Origin of the sequence: Vibrio paracholerae (assembly GCF_037672085.1) — a bacterium.
GTDB classification, from domain to species: Bacteria; Pseudomonadota; Gammaproteobacteria; order Enterobacterales; family Vibrionaceae; genus Vibrio; species Vibrio cholerae.
Genome location: NZ_JBBHLM010000002.1, coordinates 2,451,219 through 2,473,635 on the forward strand (window position 1 = coordinate 2,451,219; position 22,417 = coordinate 2,473,635).

The 22,417-nt window shown below is 45.7% G+C and carries 26 protein-coding genes; 10 read left to right on the forward strand and 16 right to left on the reverse strand.

The genetic code is table 11. The features are described 5' to 3' along the window. Positions 1 to 5 precede the first annotated feature (5 nt). Positions 6 to 539 (reverse strand): hypoxanthine phosphoribosyltransferase, encoded by a 534-nt coding sequence (gene hpt, locus R4537_RS16170; RefSeq protein ID WP_000683351.1) that lies wholly within the window; start codon positions 537 to 539, stop codon positions 6 to 8. A gap of 285 nt (positions 540 to 824) precedes the next feature. On the opposite strand from hpt, the gene hapR reads away from it, so the two are divergent. After that, a complete protein-coding gene (hapR, locus tag R4537_RS16175; RefSeq protein ID WP_422641472.1) occupies positions 825 to 1,436 on the forward strand; it encodes a quorum-sensing master transcriptional regulator HapR in 612 nt (203 codons plus the stop codon). Positions 1,437 to 1,645: 209 nt separating this feature from the next. On the opposite strand, the gene rsmI is transcribed toward hapR, so the two are convergent. Next, on the reverse strand, positions 1,646 to 2,512 hold the full coding sequence (gene rsmI / locus R4537_RS16180) for a 16S rRNA (cytidine(1402)-2'-O)-methyltransferase (protein ID WP_029627917.1): 867 nt from the start codon (positions 2,510 to 2,512) through the stop codon (positions 1,646 to 1,648). Positions 2,513 to 2,581: 69 nt separating this feature from the next. Here rsmI and R4537_RS16185 point away from each other — a divergent pair, with 69 nt between their 5' ends. Genes R4537_RS16185 through R4537_RS16200 form a run of 4 tightly spaced genes read left to right on the forward strand, consistent with a single transcriptional unit; the run spans position 2,582 to position 5,908 of the window. After that, positions 2,582 to 4,387, forward strand: a complete 1,806-nt coding sequence (locus R4537_RS16185; RefSeq protein ID WP_071179681.1) for a penicillin-binding protein activator — start codon at positions 2,582 to 2,584, stop codon at positions 4,385 to 4,387. Continuing rightward, complete coding sequence (locus tag R4537_RS16190) at positions 4,374 to 4,742, forward strand: YraN family protein (protein ID WP_071179680.1); 369 nt, start codon at positions 4,374 to 4,376, stop codon at positions 4,740 to 4,742. The genes R4537_RS16185 and R4537_RS16190 overlap by 14 nt, the downstream gene beginning before the upstream one ends. Positions 4,743 to 4,745: 3 nt before the next feature. Further along, entirely contained in the window at positions 4,746 to 5,336 is a 591-nt protein-coding gene (locus R4537_RS16195) for a phosphoheptose isomerase (RefSeq protein WP_000887295.1), read from the forward strand. A 2-nt stretch (positions 5,337 to 5,338) separates the two neighbouring features. After that, entirely contained in the window at positions 5,339 to 5,908 is a 570-nt protein-coding gene (locus R4537_RS16200) for a BON domain-containing protein (RefSeq protein ID WP_000789633.1), read from the forward strand. Between the two features lie 72 nt (positions 5,909 to 5,980). On the opposite strand, the gene sspB is transcribed toward R4537_RS16200, so the two are convergent. The 8 genes from sspB to zapE all read right to left on the reverse strand — a co-directional run bounded on the left by sspB (position 5,981) and on the right by zapE (position 12,274). After that, positions 5,981 to 6,445, reverse strand: coding sequence for a ClpXP protease specificity-enhancing factor (gene sspB / locus R4537_RS16205; RefSeq protein ID WP_000351076.1), 465 nt, complete (start codon positions 6,443 to 6,445; stop codon positions 5,981 to 5,983). A gap of 11 nt (positions 6,446 to 6,456) precedes the next feature. Then, complete coding sequence (gene sspA / locus R4537_RS16210) at positions 6,457 to 7,092, reverse strand: stringent starvation protein SspA (RefSeq protein WP_000257304.1); 636 nt, start codon at positions 7,090 to 7,092, stop codon at positions 6,457 to 6,459. Between the two features lie 99 nt (positions 7,093 to 7,191). Further along, complete coding sequence (locus tag R4537_RS16215; protein WP_029627914.1) at positions 7,192 to 7,929, reverse strand: cytochrome c1; 738 nt, start codon at positions 7,927 to 7,929, stop codon at positions 7,192 to 7,194. Then, entirely contained in the window at positions 7,926 to 9,191 is a 1,266-nt protein-coding gene (locus tag R4537_RS16220) for a cytochrome b (RefSeq protein WP_001148351.1), read from the reverse strand. The genes R4537_RS16215 and R4537_RS16220 overlap by 4 nt, the downstream gene beginning before the upstream one ends. Next, a complete protein-coding gene (gene petA / locus R4537_RS16225) occupies positions 9,191 to 9,784 on the reverse strand; it encodes a ubiquinol-cytochrome c reductase iron-sulfur subunit (protein ID WP_000063602.1) in 594 nt (197 codons plus the stop codon). The genes R4537_RS16220 and petA overlap by 1 nt, the downstream gene beginning before the upstream one ends. A gap of 326 nt (positions 9,785 to 10,110) precedes the next feature. Further along, the gene (gene rpsI, locus R4537_RS16230; protein WP_000829822.1) at positions 10,111 to 10,503 is read right to left on the reverse strand and encodes a 30S ribosomal protein S9; all 393 of its coding nucleotides are present in this window, start codon (positions 10,501 to 10,503) and stop codon (positions 10,111 to 10,113) included. Positions 10,504 to 10,518: 15 nt separating this feature from the next. Beyond that, on the reverse strand, positions 10,519 to 10,947 hold the full coding sequence (gene rplM, locus R4537_RS16235; protein ID WP_000847599.1) for a 50S ribosomal protein L13: 429 nt from the start codon (positions 10,945 to 10,947) through the stop codon (positions 10,519 to 10,521). Positions 10,948 to 11,170: 223 nt separating this feature from the next. Further along, positions 11,171 to 12,274 (reverse strand): cell division protein ZapE, encoded by a 1,104-nt coding sequence (gene zapE, locus R4537_RS16240; RefSeq protein WP_071179679.1) that lies wholly within the window; start codon positions 12,272 to 12,274, stop codon positions 11,171 to 11,173. Positions 12,275 to 12,427: 153 nt separating this feature from the next. Between zapE and zapG the strand changes: the two genes are divergently transcribed. The 3 genes from zapG (at position 12,428) to degS (ending at position 15,599) form a co-directional block, all read left to right on the forward strand. Beyond that, positions 12,428 to 12,865, forward strand: a complete 438-nt coding sequence (gene zapG, locus R4537_RS16245; protein ID WP_001145861.1) for a Z-ring associated protein ZapG — start codon at positions 12,428 to 12,430, stop codon at positions 12,863 to 12,865. 131 nt (positions 12,866 to 12,996) lie between these two features. Next, the gene (locus tag R4537_RS16250; RefSeq protein WP_000743130.1) at positions 12,997 to 14,364 is read left to right on the forward strand and encodes a DegQ family serine endoprotease; all 1,368 of its coding nucleotides are present in this window, start codon (positions 12,997 to 12,999) and stop codon (positions 14,362 to 14,364) included. Between the two features lie 176 nt (positions 14,365 to 14,540). Further along, the gene (gene degS / locus R4537_RS16255) at positions 14,541 to 15,599 is read left to right on the forward strand and encodes an outer membrane-stress sensor serine endopeptidase DegS (protein ID WP_071179678.1); all 1,059 of its coding nucleotides are present in this window, start codon (positions 14,541 to 14,543) and stop codon (positions 15,597 to 15,599) included. 120 nt (positions 15,600 to 15,719) lie between these two features. Here the strand turns inward: degS and rplS are convergent, their stop codons facing one another. The 5 genes from rplS to ffh all read right to left on the reverse strand — a co-directional run bounded on the left by rplS (position 15,720) and on the right by ffh (position 19,336). Next, positions 15,720 to 16,073, reverse strand: coding sequence for a 50S ribosomal protein L19 (rplS, locus tag R4537_RS16260; RefSeq protein ID WP_000065250.1), 354 nt, complete (start codon positions 16,071 to 16,073; stop codon positions 15,720 to 15,722). A gap of 41 nt (positions 16,074 to 16,114) precedes the next feature. Continuing rightward, positions 16,115 to 16,858, reverse strand: a complete 744-nt coding sequence (gene trmD, locus R4537_RS16265; RefSeq protein WP_000270017.1) for a tRNA (guanosine(37)-N1)-methyltransferase TrmD — start codon at positions 16,856 to 16,858, stop codon at positions 16,115 to 16,117. Between the two features lie 26 nt (positions 16,859 to 16,884). After that, positions 16,885 to 17,439: a ribosome maturation factor RimM gene (gene rimM, locus R4537_RS16270; RefSeq protein ID WP_002031055.1), complete on the reverse strand. Its 555-nt coding sequence runs from the start codon at positions 17,437 to 17,439 to the stop codon at positions 16,885 to 16,887. 27 nt (positions 17,440 to 17,466) lie between these two features. Continuing rightward, positions 17,467 to 17,715: a 30S ribosomal protein S16 gene (gene rpsP / locus R4537_RS16275; protein ID WP_000256449.1), complete on the reverse strand. Its 249-nt coding sequence runs from the start codon at positions 17,713 to 17,715 to the stop codon at positions 17,467 to 17,469. A 235-nt stretch (positions 17,716 to 17,950) separates the two neighbouring features. Continuing rightward, entirely contained in the window at positions 17,951 to 19,336 is a 1,386-nt protein-coding gene (gene ffh / locus R4537_RS16280) for a signal recognition particle protein (RefSeq protein ID WP_000462725.1), read from the reverse strand. A gap of 212 nt (positions 19,337 to 19,548) precedes the next feature. On the opposite strand from ffh, the gene R4537_RS16285 reads away from it, so the two are divergent. Both R4537_RS16285 and R4537_RS16290 read left to right on the forward strand, forming a co-directional pair. Continuing rightward, positions 19,549 to 20,343 carry a cytochrome C assembly family protein gene (locus tag R4537_RS16285; RefSeq protein ID WP_000369277.1) on the forward strand — a complete coding sequence of 265 codons (795 nt, stop codon included), beginning with the start codon at positions 19,549 to 19,551 and terminating at the stop codon, positions 20,341 to 20,343. Positions 20,344 to 20,425: 82 nt separating this feature from the next. Beyond that, on the forward strand, positions 20,426 to 21,706 hold the full coding sequence (locus R4537_RS16290; protein ID WP_000340993.1) for an HlyC/CorC family transporter: 1,281 nt from the start codon (positions 20,426 to 20,428) through the stop codon (positions 21,704 to 21,706). Positions 21,707 to 21,775: 69 nt separating this feature from the next. Here R4537_RS16290 and luxS read toward each other — a convergent pair whose 3' ends face one another. After that, a complete protein-coding gene (gene luxS, locus R4537_RS16295) occupies positions 21,776 to 22,294 on the reverse strand; it encodes an S-ribosylhomocysteine lyase (RefSeq protein ID WP_002031051.1) in 519 nt (172 codons plus the stop codon). Positions 22,295 to 22,417 lie beyond the last annotated feature (123 nt).

The following is a 22,417-nucleotide window of genomic DNA, read 5'->3' on the forward strand; positions in this document are numbered from 1 at the left end:
TTGGATTATTCCGCCAGAGGCACCACTTTACCAATATAAGGCAAGTGACGATATTTCTGCGCGTAGTCGATACCAACACCGACCACAAATTCGTCAGGAATTTCAAAACCGACCCAATTCACTTCAACGTCCACTTCACGACGGGTTGGCTTATCCAACAGTGTACAAATACGGATCGATTTGGGCTCACGCAGCGCCAGAATCTCTTTCACTTTGTTTAAAGTATTCCCTGTATCGATAATATCTTCTACTAGCAATACATCTTTACCTTTGATGTCGTCATCGAGATCTTTCAGAATTCGCACATCACGTGAGCTTTGCATGCTATTGCCATAGCTAGAGGCGGTCATAAAATCGACTTGATGAGTCAGATGAATTTGACGAGCAAGATCTGCCATAAATACAAAGGAACCACGCAGCAATCCAACCAAAACTAAATCACTACTCCCCTGATAATGTTCCGTGATCTGTTGACCTAATTCGCGAATGCGCTGGGCAACCTCTTGCTCAGAAATCATGACTTCAACTGTGTGTTTCATACCATTCTCGTTGTGTTGGGCGATGTCAGCATCGCTGATTTTGGTGGCGCGTATAGTACCACTTCACTCAAATCCTGTTAATCGTTTCCCTACTCATCCTCACTTTGTTATGCACCCGCTCAATAAAACAAACTGAAACGACAAATAATTAACATAGTTGCACATTTTTCACCCAACAAAGATTGACCTTGAATATATGCACCATTACACTCATAGGGCTTTAAATAGCAAATAACAAAATAATCATTAGAGCAAAATGCTCAATCAACAACTCAATTGGCAAGGATATACCCCTATGGACGCATCAATCGTCGAACTCGGCTGTCGCCTCAAAAACGTAAACTACAACTGATGGAAATCGCATTGGAAGTATTTGCTAAACGTGGCATTGGTCGCGGTGGTCACGCTGATATTGCAGAGATTGCGCAAGTCTCCGTAGCAACCGTGTTCAACTACTTCCCAACTCGCGAAGATCTCGTCGACGATGTGCTGAATTTTGTGGTTCGTCAGTACTCCAACTTCTTGACCGATCACATCGATCTTGATTTGGATGTGAAAACCAACCTACAAACCCTGTGCAAAGAGATGGTGAAATTGGCGATGACCGATTGTCACTGGCTCAAAGTCTGGTTTGAGTGGAGTGCATCAACCCGTGACGAAGTTTGGCCACTGTTTGTATCCACCAACCGTACGAACCAACTGCTGATCAGAAATATGTTTATGAAAGCGATGGAGCGTGGCGAATTGTGTGAGAAACACGATGTCGACAACATGGCTAGCCTATTCCACGGCATCTTCTACTCCATCTTCTTACAAGTGAACCGTTTAGGTGAACAAGAAGCGGTGTATAAGCTGGTCGATAGCTACCTCAATATGCTGTGTATCTATAAGAACTAGTTTCTTTGACAGCACTAAGGGCGCATCAGCGCCCTTTTTTGTTTTCAGATGGGTATCACTTCCAGAGGTAATATGCCTAAACGACTTGGAGTTGCAGGCAGGTGGCAAATGAGTGAATCCCCATGAGCATAGATACACTATGTAATTGGGGCGAGCGAATGTTGCCAACACCGCTGCAGCTTCAAGTAGGAAGGGAATAGGAGAGAAAATTATTCGCCTAAATTCTCCAGGCCCCATTTATACAACGCATTCTTTTTCAGCTGGTGAATTTCAGCCACTAAGGCGGCGGCTTTTTTCAATGGCAGCTCTTTAGTCAAAATCGTTAACGTGCGAATAGCCTCATCTGGCAGTTGCTGCTCACCCGCATCGCGATAACCATGAACCAACAACACCATCTCACCTCTTTTACGGTTATCATCTTCAGCAATCCATTCAATCAGTTGTGCTAAAGGCATACCTTGAATCGTTTCGAACGTTTTGGTGAGTTCACGGGCAAGTACCACTTCACGCTCTCCACCTAGCACTTCTAACATATCTTGCAGTGACTCGCAGATCCGGTGCGGCGATTCGTAAAAAATACAGGTACGGCTCACTTTCGCGATCTCTAACAGTTTATCCTTACGTGCTTTGCTTTTTGCTGGCAAAAAACCCTCAAAACTAAAACTATCAGAGGGAAGACCAGATGCGCTCAGCGCTGTGATCACCGCACATGGACCAGGAAGCGGCACAACTTTAACACCTGCTTGACGACACTGAGTAACTAAGTGATAACCTGGATCGCTGATCAAAGGTGTGCCCGCGTCAGACACCAAGGCAATCGATAGACCGGACAGCAGCTTATCCACCAAGACTTGGGCTTTCTGCTGCTCATTATGATCGTGCAAAGCAAATGTTTTCGTCGAAATGTTGAAGTGAGCTAACAATTTTCCGGTATGACGCGTATCCTCAGCGGCAATCATATCTACACTTGCTAATACATCTAGAGCGCGTTGTGTGATGTCACCCAGATTACCAATCGGGGTTGGGACAATATAAAGAGTTGGAGCACCATTTGGCACGGTTTTATTATCTGTCATTTGTTTACCATCACATCAACGATTAATATAGAGACAATTTTACACGGACTAACGAAAGAACTCATGGCTATGAACCACCATCAGCGACGCAGTGTACCACGCTTACTTACTCCGATTGCATTATCAATCGTTTTATCGGCCTGTTCGACCCAACCCTCGTCACCGGACGTGGTCGATATTACCACTCAACCACTCTTAACGGCGCAGACATATTTGATGCGAGCCGATGCCAGCCAAGGTAACCAGCAAACTGATTGGCTGATCATGGCACTCAAAGCTGCCATAGAGGAAAATAATCCCGACCAAGCACAACTTCTGATTATGCGTTTGGCGAAACAACCCTTGACCCCGACTCAGCAAGCACAATGGCAACTGCTGCGCGCACAGTTGTTGGCCAATGCCGAACAATATCAAGCAGCTCTGGAGCAACTGAGTTTCCAAGCAAATTGGTCGTTACCTCAAGTTCAATGGCAGGAATATCATCAGCTTCGTGCGGACATATTCACGGCTCTTGATCGATCTTTTGATTCTACTAGAGAGCTAGTGGCACTCTATGGCCTCTCATCTGATAAGGACAAAGAGGCTTTAGCGGATCAAATCTGGGCCAATCTCAATCACTACTCTGCCAGCAAAATTAGCAAGCTTTCTGCCAAGCCAGATGAAGCACAACTGGATGGTTGGCTACAACTTGCGATCTACATGAAAACGCTGGGTAGCGATCTGCCACAGCTGAAAAATACCCTAGAAAAGTGGCTAGCAGAAAATCCTAAGCATCCTGCGGCGATTTATACCCCTAAAGCCATTACCGATATTTTGGCTTTAGAAATCGTCAAACCGACCAACACGGCTCTACTATTACCTTTAACTGGCAAGTTTGCTAAACAAGCCCAATTTATTCGTGATGGATTTGTATTTGCCATGATGAACGATTCTGATCGCCAAACAAACACGGCGTTGACGATCATCGACACCAATGCAGAAACGCTTGAATCTGTTGATGCGATTCTGACTAGCAAACAAATTGATTTTGTTGTGGGCCCACTGATCAAAAGTAATATCGAAAAACTGCAACAATTCCAGCAAAGCCGTGGTCAGATGATCCCGACTCTGGCGTTGAACATCCCAGATCAAATTGATACTGCTGCAGGCGCTTGTTATCTCGCATTATCACCAGAACAAGAAGTGGCACAAGCCGCGAAACATCTATTCACTCAAGGGTACCGCTACCCACTGATCCTCGCGCCACAAAATGCTTATGGTGAACGCGTGGTTGAAGCCTTTAATGAAGAGTGGCGTCGTTACAGCAAAAACAAAGTGGCAGTCAATCTTTTTGGCGACAAGCGTCAATTACAACGCAATATCAACTCCATTTTTGGCTTACAGGATAGCCAACAAAATATCGCACAGATGGAATCGCTGCTTGGTATGGGATTAGAAAGCCAGCCTCGTAGCCGCCGTGATATCGATGCTGTGTATATTGTCGCAAACAGCTCAGAACTCACCTTGATCAAGCCATTTATTGAAGTGGCTATCAACCCAGATACCCGCCCACCAAAACTGTTCTCTAACTCAAACAGCAATACAGGCGGCCGTCAATACGAAGATTTGTCAGGCGTCACTTACAGTGATATTCCACTGCTAATACAGCCGGCACCCAGCCTTAAAGAGCAGCTAACCAAAATCTGGCCAGAAAGCTCAAATGCCGAGCGCCGCTTGCAAGCTCTGGGGATGGATGCCTACCGTTTGATGGTGGAACTTCCACAGATGAAAATCGTCGAAGGTTATACGATTGATGGGCAAACTGGTGTACTAAGTATTGATGAACAATGTGTGGTTCAGCGTGAAATCAGCTGGGCAGAGCATGGTGTTCGTTAATTCTAGGCAACAAGGAAATCATTACGAACAAATGGCGGCGGACTATCTTCGCCGCCAAGGCCTTTCTTTAGTCACACAAAATGTGAACTATCGGTTTGGCGAATTAGACTTAATCATGCGTGATGGAAACACATTGGTGTTTGTCGAAGTACGCTATCGAAACAATACTCAACATGGTCACGCCTCCGAAACCATAACGAGAACAAAGCGGGCTCGCTTGATCAAAGCCGCAAATTGTTGGATGCTCGCCAACAAGATTAATAGTCACAGTGCGGATTTTCGTTTTGATGTGATTGCTATTCACCAGCAAGGGCAACATATTGATTGGTTAAAAAACGCTATTACTGAAGGATAGACAATGCTCGATAGCATTAAAGACAGTTTTACCGAAAGCATTCAAATTCAAATCGCCGCGGCCGAGGCGTTACCCGATGCGATTATGCATGCCGCACAAGCCATGGTGGCGAGTTTACTTAACGGTCATAAAATTCTCTGCTGTGGTAACGGTGGCTCGTCGGTCAATGCACAACAATTTGTTTCCTGCCTTTTAAATCGCTTTGAAACCGAGCGTCCAAGCTTGCCGGGAATGGCTCTGACTGCAGACAATACTACGCTAACCGCCGTTGCTAACGACTATCACTATCAAGAAATCTTCTCAAAACAGGTTCGAGCTTTTGGTCAACCTGGTGATATCTTGCTGGCAATATCAACCAGCGGTAATAGTAAAAATATCATCAAAGCAATGGAAGCGGCCGTAACTCGCGACATGACTATCATTGCTCTCACAGGCAAAGATGGTGGTGAAATGGCCGGTCTACTTGGTGAGAATGATGTGGAAATTCGGATACCATCACATCGTACCGCTCGCATTCATGAAGTTCACATGGTAACACTACACTGCCTATGTGATTTAATTGATCAAGTGTTATTTCCAGCCCATGAAGAGTAAATATGAAAAACATTAAACTTCTTATCGTCTCCGTCTTGCTCGCCACACTAACGGGGTGTGCAGGACTGTTTATCGCGGGTGCCGCTACCACAGCCAATATCGTTACCGATCCGCGCAGTACGCAAGAGATCTGGAAGGATAACAATGTTGAACTTGAAGTTGCAGGTCTTGCCAATAAAGAGCCTTACCGCAAAGATGCCCGCATTTCTGCCGTCGCATACCGTGGAACCGTCGTTTTATTGGGACAGTCACGTAATCAAGCGATCTTAGAGCAATTTATGGCTCAAGCTCGTCAACTTAAAGATGTGAAAGAACTACATAACCAAGTTCAAATTAAAGCGCCACTCTCCGTTGGTGAAATCAGCAACGATAGCTGGATTACCACCAAGGTAAAATCGGCGCTTTTAACGAAATCTGAGCTCAACGGCATAAAAGTTAAAGTGGTGACAGAGGATCGCGTTGTTTATCTGTTTGGATACGTTTCCTCTGAACATGCAGAGATAGCTATTGATGTCGCAAGAAATATCATAGGTGTCAAACAGGTTGTGAAGGCGTTTCATTACGCTCAGTAGCAATTTTTCCCGAAAGGTTGGGATATGAAAAAGGCAGCGAAACAGCTGCCTTTTTGGTTTTATGCGATTAATTTACTTCACGACACGTAAACTCGGTTTACCTTTAGGGCGTGGCGCCTCTTCAGTGTGCTCATCTGCAACATCAGTTTCTAGCTCAATGAAGGAGTCTTCTGAATCAATCTCTTCAGGAAAATCGACCATATCTAAATAAGCAGGCTCTGGCTCAAACATAGTACCTGCGCCATTTTCGCGAGCATAAATGGCCTGCACTGCGTAAATAGGCACGATAACTAAATGAGGACGACCACCAAAACGGGCATTAAAGGTAACTTCATCATTGCCCAACTCGAGGTTTCCCACTGCACGTGGAGCAACATTTAGAATAATTTGACCATCTTGAACGAATTCAAGTGGCACCTTTACGCCTGGTAAAGTGGCATCAACGACGAGATGTGGCGTTAATTCATTTTCCAGTAACCAATCATAAAATGCACGTAGCAAATATGGTCGGCGTGGTGTCATTTGACCAATATCCATTCCGGCATCCATTAGCGAGCCAGACGCATCTCGCGTTCAGCTTCAGTCAGTGAAGCCAAGAATGAATCACGTTCAAATACACGGTTCATATACACTTTCAGCTCTTTTGAACCTGGGCCAATTAAGTCAATGCCCAGCACAGGCAAACGCCATAACAAGGGAGCAAGATAGCAATCGATCAGGCTGAACTCTTCACTCATGAAGTATTCAAACTCAGCAAACACAGGCCCTAAAGTTAACAGATCATTGCGTAGCTTATTACGCGCATTTTCAGCGACTTCAGGAGAACCATTCACTACTTTTTCTGCCAATGAATACCAGTTTCTTTCGATACGATAAATCATCAGACGGCTGTTACCACGTGCAACTGGGTAAACAGGCATAAGGGGCGGATGAGGGAAACGCTCATCTAAGTATTCCATGATGATCTTTGAGTCATACAGAGCGAGCTCGCGATCAACCAGTGTTGGAACCGTTTTATAAGGATTTAGCTCAATCAGTTCCGCTGGAAGGTTGTTCTCATCAACCAACTCAACTTCAAAACTGACGCCTTTTTCAGCTAGCACAATGCGAACCTGATGGCTATACATGTCAGATGCACTTGAAAATAGAGTCATCACAGAACGTTTGTTGGCAGCTACAGCCATGGAGCCCTCCGGTACAGATGCGGGTACAAAAAATCAATGGAGGCTAGAGCCTCCACTGATGAGTTAACAATCGGGAATTAGCGAAGCATAATAGCACAATTAGTGCACATCACGCCAATACTCTTTCTTGAGTGCGACAACGACAATAGTAAAGATCACTAAGAAACCCATTGTCCACCAGCCCAAATTTTGGCGCTCAAGCTTCATCGGCTCACCGGAATATTCCAGGAAGTTCACTAAGTCGCGTACTGCTTGGTTATATTCCCCTTCACTCAATTCACCGTTTCCACGTGACTTCACGCCAACCACATGTTGAACCTCGTTGCCATCGACGACTTTGGTTTCAAAAATAGGCTCAGGAGTACCTTGTAATTCTTCAAGAACATGGGGCATACCTACGCTTGGAAACACAATGTTATTCACGCCAAAAGGACGTGAAGGATCCGTGTAAAATGAGCGCAAATAGGTATACAACCAATCGGTTCCACGCACACGAGCAACCAGTGTCAAATCTGGTGGCGGCGCGCCAAACCATTTCGCCGCTGAGGTATCCGGAATCGCATTTTCCATCAATTCACCAATTTTGGTTTCTGGATTAAAAATGAGGTTTTCCTTCATTAAATCAGCTGGGATGCCAAGATCATTGGCAACCCGTTCATAACGTTGATATTGAGTAGAATGGCAACCAAAGCAGTAATTCATAAACAGTTTGGCACCATTTTGTAGCGAAGCCTGATCTGTCAAATCGTTATTCGCTTTATCTAAATGCACATTTGCTCCAGCCGCCATCGCCAGTGAAGGCAGCATAGCAAACAAAACTACAATCCATTTTTTCATTTGTATGTCACCCTTGTTGGTAATGGCTTAGTGGCTTCGTTTTTGCTGTAGAAGAACAGCAACACAAAGAACATGAAGTAACACAAGCTAAATATCTGAGCCAACAGTGTGTAGGTTGGAGTTGCAGGTAGCGCGCCTAAAACCCCTAATGCAATAAAACTAACAGTGAACTGGGCAATATTGAATAAATGGAATTTGCTACGGTAACGGTAAGAACGAACCTTACAACGATCCAGCCAAGGTAACAGGAACAATACAACAATCGATGCCCCCATCGCGATAACCCCTAGCAGCTTATCTGGAACCGCACGCAAGATGGCGTAAAACGGCGTAAAGTACCAAACAGGCGCAATATGTTCTGGTGTTTTCAGTGGGTTAGCTGCTTCAAAGTTGGGCGGCTCAAGGAAGTACCCTCCCATCTCTGGATTGAAGAACAACACATAGCAGAACAAGAATAAGAATCCCGCGACACCAATTAAATCTTTCACCGTGCCATAAGGATGGAATGGGATCGAATCGATAATGTCGTACTTCTTAGTGTAGTACTCATGGAATTTAAACTGGGTTTCGTAGCCTTCACCCATTGCACCTTTCGGTAATTTGGTCTCAATACCATCAGGGTTGTTTGAGCCAACTTCGTGCAGAGCCAGAATATGCAGCACGATCAGAAGCAGCAATACGATTGGCAACGCAATCACATGCAAGGCGAAGAAACGGTTTAGTGTGGCACCAGAAATGACGTAGTCACCACGGATCCACAGTGTGAGATCATCACCAATAACCGGAATTGCACCAAACAGCGAAATGATTACCTGTGCGCCCCAGTAAGACATCTGTCCCCAAGGTAACAAGTAGCCCATAAAGGCTTCTGCCATCAACACAAGGAAAATCAGCATACCGAAGATCCACAATAGCTCACGAGGCTTTTGGTATGAACCATAAATTAAACCACGGAACATGTGCAGATAAACCACCACGAAAAATGCAGAAGCTCCGGTTGAATGCATATAACGCAATAACCAACCATACTCCACATCACGCATGATGTATTCAATCGAAGCAAAAGCACCCTCTCCCGATGGCACATAGTTCATGGTTAACCAAATACCGGTAAGGAGTTGGTTAACCAAGACCAACATCGCAAGTGAACCAAACAGATACCAAAAGTTAAAGTTCTTTGGCATGGGGTATTCTGAAAGGTGTTTCTTGTACGCATTCATGGCAGGTAGGCGTTTTTCTACCCAATCAAGTAGAGCTTGCATTATGCCTCCCCTGTCTCATCAAGACCAATCACAATCCGCGTATCACTGAGATACATGTGCGGCGGGATAACAAGATTTAGTGGTGCCGGAACAGCTTGGAATACTCGCCCTGCCATATCAAACTTTGAACCATGACATGGACAGAAGAATCCAGATTTGACTCCTTGGACTTGCTCAGAAAAAGAATCTGGAAGATAAGTTGGTGAACAACCCAAATGAGTACAAATACCGACTGCGATAAAGTACTCAGGCTTAATCGAACGGTAAGGATTCTGAGCATAATTAGGCTGTTGTAGCTCGTCAGAATTCGGATCACGAAGTTGGTTTTCGTGACTTTTCAAACTTTCAACGACAGCTTGTGAACGACGAACCACCCAAACAGGCTTACCACGCCATTCGACACGAACCATCTGCCCTTCTTCGAGTTTACTGATTTCAACCTCGACAGGGGCACCAGCCGCTTTTGCTTTCGCGCTCGGGTTCCACGATTTTATAAAAGGTACGGCAACCGCAACGGCTCCTAAACCACCTACAACGGCCGTTGTAGCGGTCAGAAATCGTCTGCGGCCTTGATTTAGAGGCGCATTACTCATCCAGACATTCTCCCATTTGCTCCTTATGGATCCTGCTTATTCCGTTTAAAGAGCAAGGCTAACAAACACGAGTTTATTTTGTATTTATTTGATAGCAAATGATAAATAAAACCCTACTTTTTGACAAGATAAAGCTACCTTTCTGTAACATTTGTCAATTCAAATCGCTCGCGGCATCACAAAAGGAACAACTTATTTATCGAGTATTGAGAAGAGGGGAATTAGGAATCTGCCAAGCAGACTTTGAGATGTAAAAAACCCGGCCATAAAGCCGGGTTTTGAACCACATCCAGTAACACTGGAGCGTATTTTTCCAAAAGGAAAAATTAACGCTTAGAGAACTGTGGACGACGACGTGCTTTACGTAGACCCACTTTCTTACGTTCAACGCGACGAGCGTCACGAGTAACGTAGCCAGCAGCACGTAGAGCAGGACGTAGAGACTCATCGTATTCCATCAGAGCGCGAGTGATACCGTGACGGATAGCACCAGCTTGACCAGAAATACCACCACCTTTAACAGTGATGTACAGATCCAGTTTTTCTACCATGTCAACCAGTTCAAGCGGTTGCTTAACAACCATGCAAGAAGTTGGACGACCGAAGTACTCTTCAAGGCTACGCTTGTTGATTACGATGTTGCCGCTGCCTGGTTTAATAAAAACACGAGCAGCTGAGCTTTTGCGACGGCCAGTGCCGTAGTATTGATTCTCTGCCATTTCCGAAATCCCCGATTAGATGTCCAGTACTTTTGGTTGTTGAGCAGCATGGTTGTGCTCAGCGCCAGCGTAAACTTTCAGCTTACGGTACATAGCACGGCCTAGAGGACCTTTTGGCAACATACCTTTAACCGCTAACTCAAGTACCATTTCTGGCTTACGCTCAATCAGCTTCTCGAAGCTGAATGATTTCAGGCCACCTGGGAACTCAGAGTGACGGTGGTACATCTTGTTCTTAGCCTTGTTACCTGTAACAGTAACTTTCTCCGCATTAACAACGATGATGTAATCACCAGTGTCAACGTGTGGAGTGTATTCAGCTTTGTGTTTGCCACGTAGGCGAGATGCAATTTCACTTGCTAGACGGCCAAGAGTTTTACCTTCAGCGTCTACAACGTACCAGTCGCGTTTTACAGTTTCTGGTTTAGCAACGAAAGTTTTCATGCTAATAATAACCCGTTAATTTAAATTTACACTTCAAGGAGCTTTCGCTCCCACTGTCTAAGAGCCCAGTCATCACCCCTTCGAGTGGGTGGCACTCTCGGCCACAAAGGACCTGCAGTAACGGTGGGTCGCAGGATTATAGAGAAGGGCGCAGAAAAAATCACCTTTTTTTGCATGAAAAGAGAAAAAAAATCCACGCCTTACTGGGGAAGCCATTTTGTGCTCAGCCCAAGTGCTCCTTCGCTAAGTAATCATGACTTTGCATTTCAATTAAGCGTGATTGGCAGCGTTTAAATTCAAATTCTAACAAACCATCGGTATACAGATCGGTAAGGGGCACTTCAGCAGAAATAATTAACTTTACATGTCGCTCATAAAACTCATCCACCAGCGCAATAAAGCGCCTCGCGGCATCATCGCTACTTTTGTTCATCTGTTTGACATCTGCCAGCAGCACGGTGTGATAAATTTTCGACAGCTCAATATAGTCATTTTGGCTACGTGCCGTTTGGCATAACTGAGCAAAGGTCGCATACAGTACTCCATCGCCAGCCGCTTCAACCGTAATCATTCGATGGTTAACGTCAATTTGCGTCTCTGGAGTCTGCTCTGAGCTTATCAACTGCTGGAAATAACGCTGTAGGTTATCGGTCGCTTTGCTATCTAAAGGGTAATGATAAATTTCCGCTTGCTGTAAGGTTCTCAAACGATAATCGACACCACTATCTACATTTAGGATCTGACAATGCGTTTCCACCAACGCAATTGCAGGTAGGAATCTGGCTCGCTGTAACCCATTGCTGTACAAATCCTTAGGTGCAATATTCGAAGTGGCTACCAATACGATCCCGCGTCTAAATAAAGCCTCGAACAGAGTTCCAAGGATCATCGCATCGGTAATATCCGAGACAAAAAACTCATCAAAACAGATAATCTTTGCCTCAGCACAAAAGCGATCGGCCACAATTTCAAGTGGGTCACTGACGTCTGATAAAGTGCGCAATTCATCGTGCACCCGATACATAAAGCGATGAAAATGAACCCTAAGCTTCTTTTCTGTCGGCAAGGCTTCAAAAAAAGTATCCATAAGATAGGTTTTACCGCGTCCGACGCCTCCCCACATATACAGACCTTGTGGCGGTTGCGTCACTGTTGGCTTCTTACCGAACAGCTTTTGCCACACAGAAGGTCGTACCACTGGCTGATTGAGGTAATTTAGCCATTGGTGATACAAATTATCTAAGGCATCGACGGCACGTGCCTGCGCTTCATCACTATAAAAATCAGTGCGTTGTAAATCTTTTTCGTATCGCTGCTTCGGAGTCATCTTGGTCTACTACAGTTACAAGGAGAGCCATAAACGCAAAATAGCTGACGTGCATTTTGCTTTATCCAACTTGGGTCTCATAGTAACATGTCCCCCGTACATGTGTAACCAATGGGTAAAAAACATGTTAAATAACAACAATAAGGAGCTGTTATGCCTTGGATCTATGCCATTGCTGGATTGCTAGTGGGGATTGCTGTCGGGATGCTGATTGCTCGTTTGACTACCCCCCAATATAAGACGCAGAAGAACCTGCAAAAAGAACTTGAGAGCGCAAAATTCACCATAGAGCAACAGCGCCAAGAACTGTCTGATCATTTTGCGCAGACAGCAGAAATGCTCGACACCCTAGGAAAAGATTACACTAAGCTATATCAACACATGGCGAAAACCGCCACCGATTTGATCCCCAATTTACCTGAGCAAGACAACCCATTCAGTAAATTGGCTCAGCAAAAAGAAGAGAGCAAACAGCCAGAAGAGCTCGAACAACCACCTAAAGATTACGCATTGGGTGCCACAGGCCTTTTGCGCGGTGAAGAAAAAGCGATCATTCGCTCAGCGGATTTGCTTAACGCCAAAGCCAGCTAATCGATTCCCACTACTTTACGGTGAACTTTGTAAAGGTTTTTGAGTCATAACTCGCAGACTGTCAGTTGAAGTTTCTTGAAATGGACATATTTTCTACTTCAACCGGACGTTAATTTGTTGAGGAGCCTATGATGAAAAAACCTTTACTTGTTTTAACTGCTCTGTCTCTTAGTTTGAGCGCGATTCTCTCGCCTTTGCCTGCAACTGCAGCGCTTCCTCTCTCAGTCAATGGAGAGCAGATCCCTAGCCTCGCCCCCATGCTTGAAAAGGTCACACCCGCAGTGGTGAGCATTGCTGTGGAAGGAACTCAAGTTTCAAGACAGCGTCTGCCGGATCAGTTTCGTTTTTTCTTCGGACCGGATTTTCCGACCGAACAACTCCAAGAGCGGCCTTTCCGTGGCTTAGGTTCTGGGGTCATCATTAACGCGGATAAAGGTTATGTCGTCACCAACTACCATGTCATTAATGGTGCTGAAAAAATTCGCGTCAAGCTTTATGACGGTCGCGAGTTTGATGCAGAACTTGTCGGTGGTGATGAGATGTCTGATGTCGCCTTGCTCAAGCTAAACAAAGCGAAAAACCTCACTGAGATCCGTATCGCAGACTCCGATAAACTGCGAGTCGGTGATTTTGCAGTGGCCATCGGTAACCCATTTGGCTTAGGGCAAACTGTGACCTCTGGCATTGTCTCAGCGTTAGGGCGTAGTGGTTTGAATATCGAAAATTTTGAAAACTTCATCCAGACCGATGCCGCCATCAACAGCGGAAACTCAGGGGGTGCTCTGGTTAACCTTAATGGTGAACTCATCGGTATCAACACTGCGATCCTTGGTCCAAACGGTGGCAACGTAGGTATAGGTTTTGCCATCCCATCCAATATGATGAAAAATCTGACCGATCAAATTCTTGAGTTTGGTGAAGTGAAACGCGGCATGCTTGGTGTACAAGGCGGTGAAATCACTTCCGAACTGGCTGATGCGCTCGGCTATGAATCCTCAAAAGGTGCTTTTGTGAGCCAAGTGGTTCCTGACAGTGCAGCGGACAAAGCGGGCATCAAAGCGGGTGACATCATTACGTCGCTGAATGGTAAAAAAATCGATACCTTCTCTGAGCTACGCGCGAAAGTCGCGACCCTAGGCGCAGGAAAAACCATTACTCTTGGAGTGCTGCGTGATGGTAAGAATCAAAATATTGATGTAACGCTTGGGGAGCAGCAAAATGCCAAGACCAAAGCAGAATCACTGCATCAAGGTTTGAGCGGCGCGGAGTTAAGCAACACCACTGACAGCGATCCTATTCAGGGCGTTAAGGTTACTGAGGTTCAAAAAGGCTCTGCCGCTGAATCTTACCAGCTACAAAAAGACGACATTATCATTGGCGTGAATCGTAAGCGGGTGAAAAATATCGCCGAGTTGCGTGCGATTATGGAAAAATCACCGAATATTTTGGCATTGAATATCCAACGTGGAGAGAGAACGCTTTACTTGGTTGTTCGTTAATTATCACTCAGCGTTACCGCTTACTGAGCGGTAACGCTTTCTTTCCCTCAAAAATCCCCAAACTTGCACAAAAACTTATTCATAAGCTACAGATGCAACTTTGGCGAAATGCCTTTCCAGTGTTATTCTTGCCCACTCGCAGTGAGGAATTTAGTCAATATTGAGTTGGGGAAACTATGCTGAAATTTTGGGTTCGCTCAATCAGCCTTGGGTTGTTGGCTGCGATTGCCATTATTATGGTGACACCCTCACTACGCGCCAAATTAATGCCCGTTGTCGAACAACCACGCAACCTCGGCGCTCTACAAATCTCATTTAATGAAGCGGTGCGCAAAGCCGCCCCTGCCGTCGTCAATATTTATAACCGTAAATACAGCGAAAATGATCGCCGTAAACTGTCGATTCAAGGTTTAGGATCCGGTGTCATTGTCAGCGAAAAAGGCTACATCATCACCAACTACCACGTCGTCGCGCAGGCCGATCAAATTGTCGTTGCTCTACAAGATGGGCGAGCAGCAGCGGCACAATTGGTGGGGAAAGATCGCCGTACCGACATCGCCATACTGCGAGTTGAAGGTACAGGTTTACCGGTGATTCCACTCAATCCAAATTACCAACCTAAAGTCGGGGATGTGGTATTGGCGATTGGTAACCCATACAACTTGGGGCAAACCACGACTTTTGGAATTATCTCAGCTACCGGGCGCTCATCTATCAGTGCTGATGGTCGTCAAGCCTTTATTCAAACTGATGCCGCAATCAATGACGGCAACTCAGGTGGCGCATTGGTTAATACCCAAGGTGAACTGGTCGGCATCAATACCGCCTCTTTTCAACAAGCCACCGATCTCGAAACTTACGGTATCTCGTTTGCCATCCCCTACTCTTTGGCCAGTAAAATCATGACCAAAATTATTGCTGATGGCCGCGTGATCCGCGGTTATATCGGCGTCGACGGTCAAGATATTAACTCGATGACGTCACGTTTGCTGGGGAATGAGCATGTCGGCGGGATCATTATTTTAGGGGTTGACCCGAATGGACCCGCAGCCCGAGCAGGCTTCCTAGAGCAAGATATTTTGCTGAAAATCGACGGTAAAAAAATTAATGGTCGCCAGAATGTCACGGATACCGTCACCGATCTTCGCCCCGGTACTGTGGTGGATTTTACCCTGCTGCGTAAGGGTGAAGAGATAATACTCCCTGTCACTATTGGAGAGGACACTCGTGATTAAACGCGAGTGATTCTGAAAGATTCCACTTATCGAAGAGATTAACCTCGACCTTAAAAATAGAACACAAAAAAGCGGAGCCCGAGGGCTCCGCTTTTTACTACGAGAACGAGAGTTCTAGCATTACTTCTTAGCCAGCTTCTCTTTGATACGAGCAGCTTTACCAGATAGGTCACGCAGGTAGTACAGTTTGGCACGACGTACTGCACCGCGACGTTTAACTTCAATGCTATCAACTACTGGAGAGTGAGTTTGGAACGTACGCTCAACACCTTCGCCGTTAGAGATTTTACGAACGGTGAATGCTGAGTGCAGACCACGGTTACGGATTGCGATTACGATGCCTTCAAAAGCCTGTAGACGCTCACGGTCACCTTCTTTTACCTTAACTTGAACCACAACAGTGTCGCCTGGTGCAAATTGAGGCAGGTCTTGTTTCATTTGCTCTTGTTCTAGAGCCTTGATGATGTTACTCATTGTCTAAATTCCTAGAATAAACTGATACTAAATTTAATAGGTTACTGATGGCGAGTCTCTTTAATGTACTCGGTCAGTAATTGTTCCTGTTCGTCAGTCAGAGCTAGGTTTTCCAGGAGCTCCGGTCTTCTAAGCCAGGTACGGCCAAGCGACTGCTTGAGTCGCCAACGACGAATGTCCTCGTGATTGCCGGATTTCAGTACCGCTGGCACCTCTTTTCCGTCCAATACCTCGGGACGTGTGTAGTGAGGACAATCCAACAAACCATTGGCAAAAGAATCTTCTTCTGCTGACGCGAAATCCCCTAATACTCCCGGAATGAACCGCGAGACAGAATCAATCAACGTCATGGCTGGGAGTTCCCCACCCGTCATTACGAAATCACCAATTGACCATTCTTCGTCAACTTCAGATTCAATAATGCGTTCATCTACCCCTTCATAGCGACCGCAAATCAGAATCAGATTCTGGTTTTGCGCCAGCTCTTCCACACCTTGTTGATCGAGTTTTCGACCTTGCGGAGAGAGATAAATCACTTTCGTCTTACCCGGTGACGCTTGTTTCGCAGCATGGATGGCATCGCGCAAAGGTTGCACCATCATCAACATGCCGGGACCGCCACCGTAGGGTTTATCATCGACGGTGCGACGTTTGTCATGAGCGAAATCACGAGGATTCCAAGCTTCAACTGACAACAACCCTTTTTTAACCGCCTGACCTGTTACTCCAAAATCGGTAACGCTGCGGAACATTTCAGGAAATAGGCTAACAATGCCAACCCACATGTTTCCTCGCTTATTCGATTTTTGAGTTAAAACGCAGGATCCCAGTCAACTTCGATCCGTTGAGCTTGGCGATCAACAACTTTGATCACTTGCTCTTCAAGAAACGGTATTAACCGTTCCTTTTGGCCGAAAGCATCTTTCAGATTCGCTTTCACCACGAGAACATCGTTGGAGCCGGTTTCCATCATATCAGTTACAACACCAAGGTCGTAGCCGTTAGTGGTCACCACTTGCATTCCAAACAATTCACGCCAGTAGAACTCATCTTCTGACAATTCAGGTAGTGATGCGGGGTCAATAGCAATTTCAAAGTTAGTCAGCAGGTTTGCATCTTCGCGGATATCAAGTCCTTGAAGTTTTACCACCCAACCTTTGTTGTGGCGTTTCCAGCCTTCTACTTTGTATTCAACCCACTCGCCCTTTTGTTCAATGAACCAAGGACTGTAATCGAAAATACTTTCTGGATTGTCTGTGTAGGAAAAAACTTTAAGCCAGCCACGAATGCCGTAAGAAGAACCTAGTTTTCCCACAACCAATCTTTCGTCTTGCTTGCTCATTGTTTGTTTACCTTTCATCGACATAAACTAGTTACTACTTAACAGTAATAATTAAGCCGCTTTTTGAGCGGTTTTAACTAGCTGTGCTACGCGATCAGACAGAGATGCGCCTTGTGAAACCCAGTGGTTCACGCGATCTAGGTCTAGACGCAGGCCTTCTTCTTGACCAGTAGCAGTAGGGTTAAAGAAACCTACTTTCTCGATGAAACGGCCAGTTGCTGAGTTGCGGCTGTCAGCTACAACGATTTGATAGAATGGACGCTTTTTCGCGCCGTGACGTGCCAAACGAATGGTTACCATGTCGTCCTCTTTGCTTTTCAAAAATAAAATTAACCCCGAAAACCACTTTGCAAAAAATTCACAAAATCAGTTTAGGGTCTCGTGCCAAAATAAAGCCTCGGGATTTTACTCTTATTCCGAGGCTTTGCAAGGGGTTTAGCTACTTTTTCGCCAGCTTAAAGCGCTACAAATTACCGTGATTCAGTTAACAAATTGGAAAGTTCACTGAACACTCAAGCGGTTGCGTGCGAGTGAATTAACGACCGAAGAAACCGCCGCCGAAACCACCACGGCCACCGCCGCCCATCAGGCCTTGCATGTTACGCATCATGCCTTTCATGCCACCTTGTTGCATTTTTTTCATCATCTTCTGCATCTGGGTAAATTGCTTGAGCAGGCGGTTTACGTCTTGCACTTGGGTACCTGAACCTGCAGCAATCCGTTTTTTGCGTGAGCCTTTGATGAGGTCTGGGTTTTGACGCTCTTTCATGGTCATTGAGTTGATGATGGCTTCCATCTGTTTGAAAACGCGATCATCCACTTTGTCTTTCATATCCGCAGGCAGTTGAGACATTCCGGGCAGTTTATCGAGCATCCCCATCATGCCGCCCATGTTTTTCATCTGACCTAATTGCTCACGAAAATCTTCTAAATCAAAGCCTTTCTTCTCTTTGAATTTTTTCGCGAGTTTTTCGGCTTTCTCTTGGTCAACGTTGCGCTGCAGATCTTCAATCAGTGACAGTACATCACCCATACCAAGAATGCGTGAAGCGATACGATCTGGATGGAATGGCTCTAAGGCATCGGTTTTTTCACCGACACCGATAAATTTGATCGGTTTGCCTGTGATATGACGCACCGAGAGTGCCGCACCACCACGCGCATCACCATCGACCTTGGTCAGGATCACCCCGGTCAGTGGCAATGCATCACCAAACGCTTTCGCGGTATTGGCTGCATCTTGACCCGTCATGGCATCGACCACGAACAGCGTTTCAACCGGATTGATCGCTTTATGCAGGTCTTGAATCTCTGCCATCATCTGTTCGTCAATCGCTAAACGACCAGCGGTATCGACAATCAATACGTCGTAGAATTTCTTCTTGGCGTGATCAATCGCAGCATTCGCGATATCGATCGGTTTTTGATCCGGTGATGATGGGAAGAAATCAACACCTAAATCGTTGGCTAGGGTTTCGAGCTGTTTGATCGCCGCAGGGCGATACACGTCAGCGGAAACCACCAACACTTTCTTCTTATCACGCTCTTTTAAAAGCTTAGAAAGCTTACCCACTGAGGTGGTTTTACCCGCACCTTGCAAACCGGCCATCAAAATAACCGCAGGTGGCTGAGCAGCAAGATTCAAAGCTTCGTTGGATTCGCCCATCACCGCTTCAAGTTGCTGGCGGACGATTTTGATGAACTCTTGACCCGGAGTCAGAGATTTGGAAACTTCGACCCCCACCGCGCCTTCTTTAACGCGGTTGACGAAATCACGAACGACAGGTAGCGCAACGTCCGCTTCTAACAGTGCCATGCGCACTTCGCGCAGGGTCTCTTTAATGTTGTCTTCAGTAAGACGACCTTTGCCGCTGATATTCTTCAGCGTTTTGGACAATCGATCGGTTAAATTCTCAAACATCTTTTTTCTCTTCGCTAAGCGGCGATAAATTGGCGTGAGTATACCTTAGACAATCGGTCAGGAATACCCGTTACCCAATGCTCACATTCACGAATATCATTTTGAGCCATATTTTGTGCTCTAACCTCTCAAAAACGAAGGTGATACAAAGTAGCCCATTAGCACAGAGCAAGGTATAATTCGCCCACTTAACCCTTATCTATGTGGCAGGTATGGACAACTTAATCGCGATTGCCGCGGCGATGTTATATCTCTTGTCGATTGCGACCATCGTACCCGGGCTGGTCAATCAAACCGGGATCCGAGCAAAAACCGTGTTTATCAGTGCAGCGATTGCACTGCTGTTTCATGGCTGGTTACTGAGTGATTTGATCCTACACAGCAGTGGGCAAAACCTCAGTATCCTTAATGTGGCTTCCTTGATTAGCTTCATCATCTCTTTAGCGATGAGCTTAGCCATGTTCAAAACTCGCCTCTGGTTTTTGCTGCCTGTTGCCTACAGTTTTTCTGCCATTAACCTTTCTGCAGCCACATTCTTACCGGGAACTTTTATTACCCATTTGGAAAGTGATCCCAAACTGCTGCTGCACATCTCTTTAGCGCTATTCTCTTATTCAACATTGAGCATCGGTGCCTTGTATGCGCTGCAGCTTGCTTGGCTCGACCATAAGCTGAAAAGTAAAAAAGTCTTCTCTATTAATCCTAATTTACCGCCTCTGCTGCTGGTTGAGCGTCAATTATTTAAGATCATTTTGATTGGTAACTTACTGCTCACGGGCACCTTATTGACTGGTTTTATCTTTGTGCAAGATATGTTTGCTCAAGGCAAAGCTCATAAAGGCATCCTCTCGTTCTTAGCATGGATTGTGTATTCTATTTTGCTCTGGGGTCATTACCGTAAGGGCTGGCGCGGCAAAAAGGTCACTTGGTTTGCTATCGCGGGCGCCACGTTACTCACCTTGGCTTACTTCGGTAGCCGTTTTGTACGTGAAATCATTCTGCGCTGAATAAGATTCATCGAGCTGTCATTTGACACTCGCAATACATTCAGCCTTTAATTAGAACTCTGTCATAAGGAAAATTCGCGTTTTGGACGACATATCAACGGGTATCTTATTTGCGCTACTCGCGTGTCTCATCATTATTTCCGCCTATTTCTCCGGCTCTGAAACCGGCATGATGGCTCTCAACCGTTACCGTTTAAAGCATTTGGCCAACAGCGGCCATAAAGGTGCTAAACGAGTTGAGAAGCTACTGGATCGTCCAGATCGTTTGATTGGCTTAATCCTGATTGGTAACAACCTCGTCAATATCCTCGCCTCTGCGATTGCCACCATTATCGGTATGCGCCTGTATGGCGATTTAGGTGTCGCGATTGCCACGGGAGCCTTAACTTTAGTGATTCTAGTGTTTGCAGAAGTCACGCCTAAAACTCTAGCCGCGCTGTACCCAGAGCGAGTCTCTTACGCCAGCAGCGTGTTACTGACGATTTTGATGAAGCTGCTTTCACCTTTGGTGCTGTTCGTTAACTTAATGACCAATGGTTTGATCCGCATTCTCGGCATCTCGCCGAAACATGGCAAAGGCGATCATTTAAGCTCAGAAGAGTTACGTACTGTGGTGAATGAAGCGGGAGGACTCATCCCCCGTCGTCACCAAGATATGCTGCTGTCGATCCTCGATTTAGAAAACGTTACCGTCAACGACATCATGATCCCGCGTAATGAGATAACCGGTATTAATATCAATGATGATTGGAAATCGATCGTGCGTCAGTTAGTCCACTCACCACACGGGCGAATCGTGTTGTACCGTGACAAGATTGACGAAGTGGTCGGTATTTTGCGTTTGCGTGAAGCTTCTCGCTTTATGCTTGAGAAGAATGACTTTAATAAAGAAATGCTGCTACGCGCAGCCGATGAGATTTACTTTATCCCTGAAGGCACACCGCTTAACGTTCAGCTTCTCAAGTTTCAACGCAATAAAGAGCGCATTGGCCTTATCGTCGATGAATATGGCGAGATCATTGGTTTAACCACGCTCGAAGATATTTTGGAGGAAATTGTCGGTGAATTTACCACGTCCATGTCTCCAAGTTTGGCCGATGAGATTGCTCCGCAAGGTGATGGCAGTTTCTTGATTGAAGGCAGTGCCAATATTCGTGATATTAATAAGAGCCTGAAGTGGAAGCTGCCCACAGATGGACCACGAACCTTAAACGGTTTGATTTTAGAGCACCTTGAAGAGATCCCAGCGAGCAACCTGAGTGTGAAAGTGGCACAGCATAAAATGGAGATCCTTGAACTGGAAGAGAACCGTATTAAGCTAGTCAAAGTCTACCCAAAGAAAAATAAAGCTAGCTTAGTGTAAAACATACCAACACAAAAAAGCCCGAACTCAAATTCGGGCTTTTGCATTTTTAACGTGCACAGAACCGACTTAGTGAACCTTCAGCTCATTGAGCATAGATTCAGGTAGCGCCAACTCATCGTTACGGTTAACCGAGATCCCTGCCGCAATCACGTTTTTCGCAATCGTTTTGGCTTCTTCGAGCGAGTGCATCGCCGCAGTGCCGCACTGGTACTCATTCAGCTCAGGAATTTGCTCTTGGCTTTCTACTTTCAACACATCTTGCATTGCGGCTAGCCATGCTTGTGCCACTTGCTGCTCTGTCGGCGCACCAATCAAGCTCATATAGAAACCAGTACGGCAACCCATTGGTGAAATATCGATGATCTCCACTTGGCTGCCGTTGAGGTGATTACGCATAAAGCCCGCGTAGAGATGCTCTAGAGTATGGATACCGCGCTCAGACAAGATATCTTTGTTTGGCATAGTAAAACGCAAATCAAATACGGTAATCGTATCCCCTTTTGGGGTTTGCATGGTTTTCGCAACACGCACCGCCGGTGCATTCATACGGGTATGATCGACGGTAAAACTGTCTAATAATGGCATTTCCTTTCTCCCTTTCTGGCTCGCTTACTGCGCACCACTAAAACTAAATTAACTCGCCGCCTGTCAGTATACCCAAACGACTTGGAGCTGCAGGTAGGCGGCAAGTAAGTGACAAATTTGTCT

Excerpts from the sequence above, each read along its gene's own strand:
- hpt (WP_000683351.1), bottom strand. The coding sequence starts at position 539 with ATGAAACACACAGTTGAAGTCATGATTTCTGAGCAAGAGGTTGCCCAG.
- rsmI (WP_029627917.1), bottom strand. The coding sequence starts at position 2,512 with ATGACAGATAATAAAACCGTGCCAAATGGTGCTCCAACTCTTTATATT.
- R4537_RS16185 (WP_071179681.1), top strand. The coding sequence starts at position 2,582 with ATGAACCACCATCAGCGACGCAGTGTACCACGCTTACTTACTCCGATT.
- R4537_RS16190 (WP_071179680.1), top strand. The coding sequence starts at position 4,374 with ATGGTGTTCGTTAATTCTAGGCAACAAGGAAATCATTACGAACAAATG.
- R4537_RS16195 (WP_000887295.1), top strand. The coding sequence starts at position 4,746 with ATGCTCGATAGCATTAAAGACAGTTTTACCGAAAGCATTCAAATTCAA.
- R4537_RS16200 (WP_000789633.1), top strand. The coding sequence starts at position 5,339 with ATGAAAAACATTAAACTTCTTATCGTCTCCGTCTTGCTCGCCACACTA.
- sspB (WP_000351076.1), bottom strand. The coding sequence starts at position 6,445 with ATGGATATTGGTCAAATGACACCACGCCGACCATATTTGCTACGTGCA.
- sspA (WP_000257304.1), bottom strand. The coding sequence starts at position 7,092 with ATGGCTGTAGCTGCCAACAAACGTTCTGTGATGACTCTATTTTCAAGT.
- R4537_RS16215 (WP_029627914.1), bottom strand. The coding sequence starts at position 7,929 with ATGAAAAAATGGATTGTAGTTTTGTTTGCTATGCTGCCTTCACTGGCG.
- R4537_RS16220 (WP_001148351.1), bottom strand. The coding sequence starts at position 9,191 with ATGCAAGCTCTACTTGATTGGGTAGAAAAACGCCTACCTGCCATGAAT.
- petA (WP_000063602.1), bottom strand. The coding sequence starts at position 9,784 with ATGAGTAATGCGCCTCTAAATCAAGGCCGCAGACGATTTCTGACCGCT.
- rpsI (WP_000829822.1), bottom strand. The coding sequence starts at position 10,503 with ATGGCAGAGAATCAATACTACGGCACTGGCCGTCGCAAAAGCTCAGCT.
- rplM (WP_000847599.1), bottom strand. The coding sequence starts at position 10,947 with ATGAAAACTTTCGTTGCTAAACCAGAAACTGTAAAACGCGACTGGTAC.
- zapE (WP_071179679.1), bottom strand. The coding sequence starts at position 12,274 with ATGACTCCGAAGCAGCGATACGAAAAAGATTTACAACGCACTGATTTT.
- zapG (WP_001145861.1), top strand. The coding sequence starts at position 12,428 with ATGCCTTGGATCTATGCCATTGCTGGATTGCTAGTGGGGATTGCTGTC.
- R4537_RS16250 (WP_000743130.1), top strand. The coding sequence starts at position 12,997 with ATGAAAAAACCTTTACTTGTTTTAACTGCTCTGTCTCTTAGTTTGAGC.
- degS (WP_071179678.1), top strand. The coding sequence starts at position 14,541 with ATGCTGAAATTTTGGGTTCGCTCAATCAGCCTTGGGTTGTTGGCTGCG.
- rplS (WP_000065250.1), bottom strand. The coding sequence starts at position 16,073 with ATGAGTAACATCATCAAGGCTCTAGAACAAGAGCAAATGAAACAAGAC.
- trmD (WP_000270017.1), bottom strand. The coding sequence starts at position 16,858 with ATGTGGGTTGGCATTGTTAGCCTATTTCCTGAAATGTTCCGCAGCGTT.
- rimM (WP_002031055.1), bottom strand. The coding sequence starts at position 17,439 with ATGTCGATGAAAGGTAAACAAACAATGAGCAAGCAAGACGAAAGATTG.
- rpsP (WP_000256449.1), bottom strand. The coding sequence starts at position 17,715 with ATGGTAACCATTCGTTTGGCACGTCACGGCGCGAAAAAGCGTCCATTC.
- ffh (WP_000462725.1), bottom strand. The coding sequence starts at position 19,336 with ATGTTTGAGAATTTAACCGATCGATTGTCCAAAACGCTGAAGAATATC.
- R4537_RS16285 (WP_000369277.1), top strand. The coding sequence starts at position 19,549 with ATGGACAACTTAATCGCGATTGCCGCGGCGATGTTATATCTCTTGTCG.
- luxS (WP_002031051.1), bottom strand. The coding sequence starts at position 22,294 with ATGCCATTATTAGACAGTTTTACCGTCGATCATACCCGTATGAATGCA.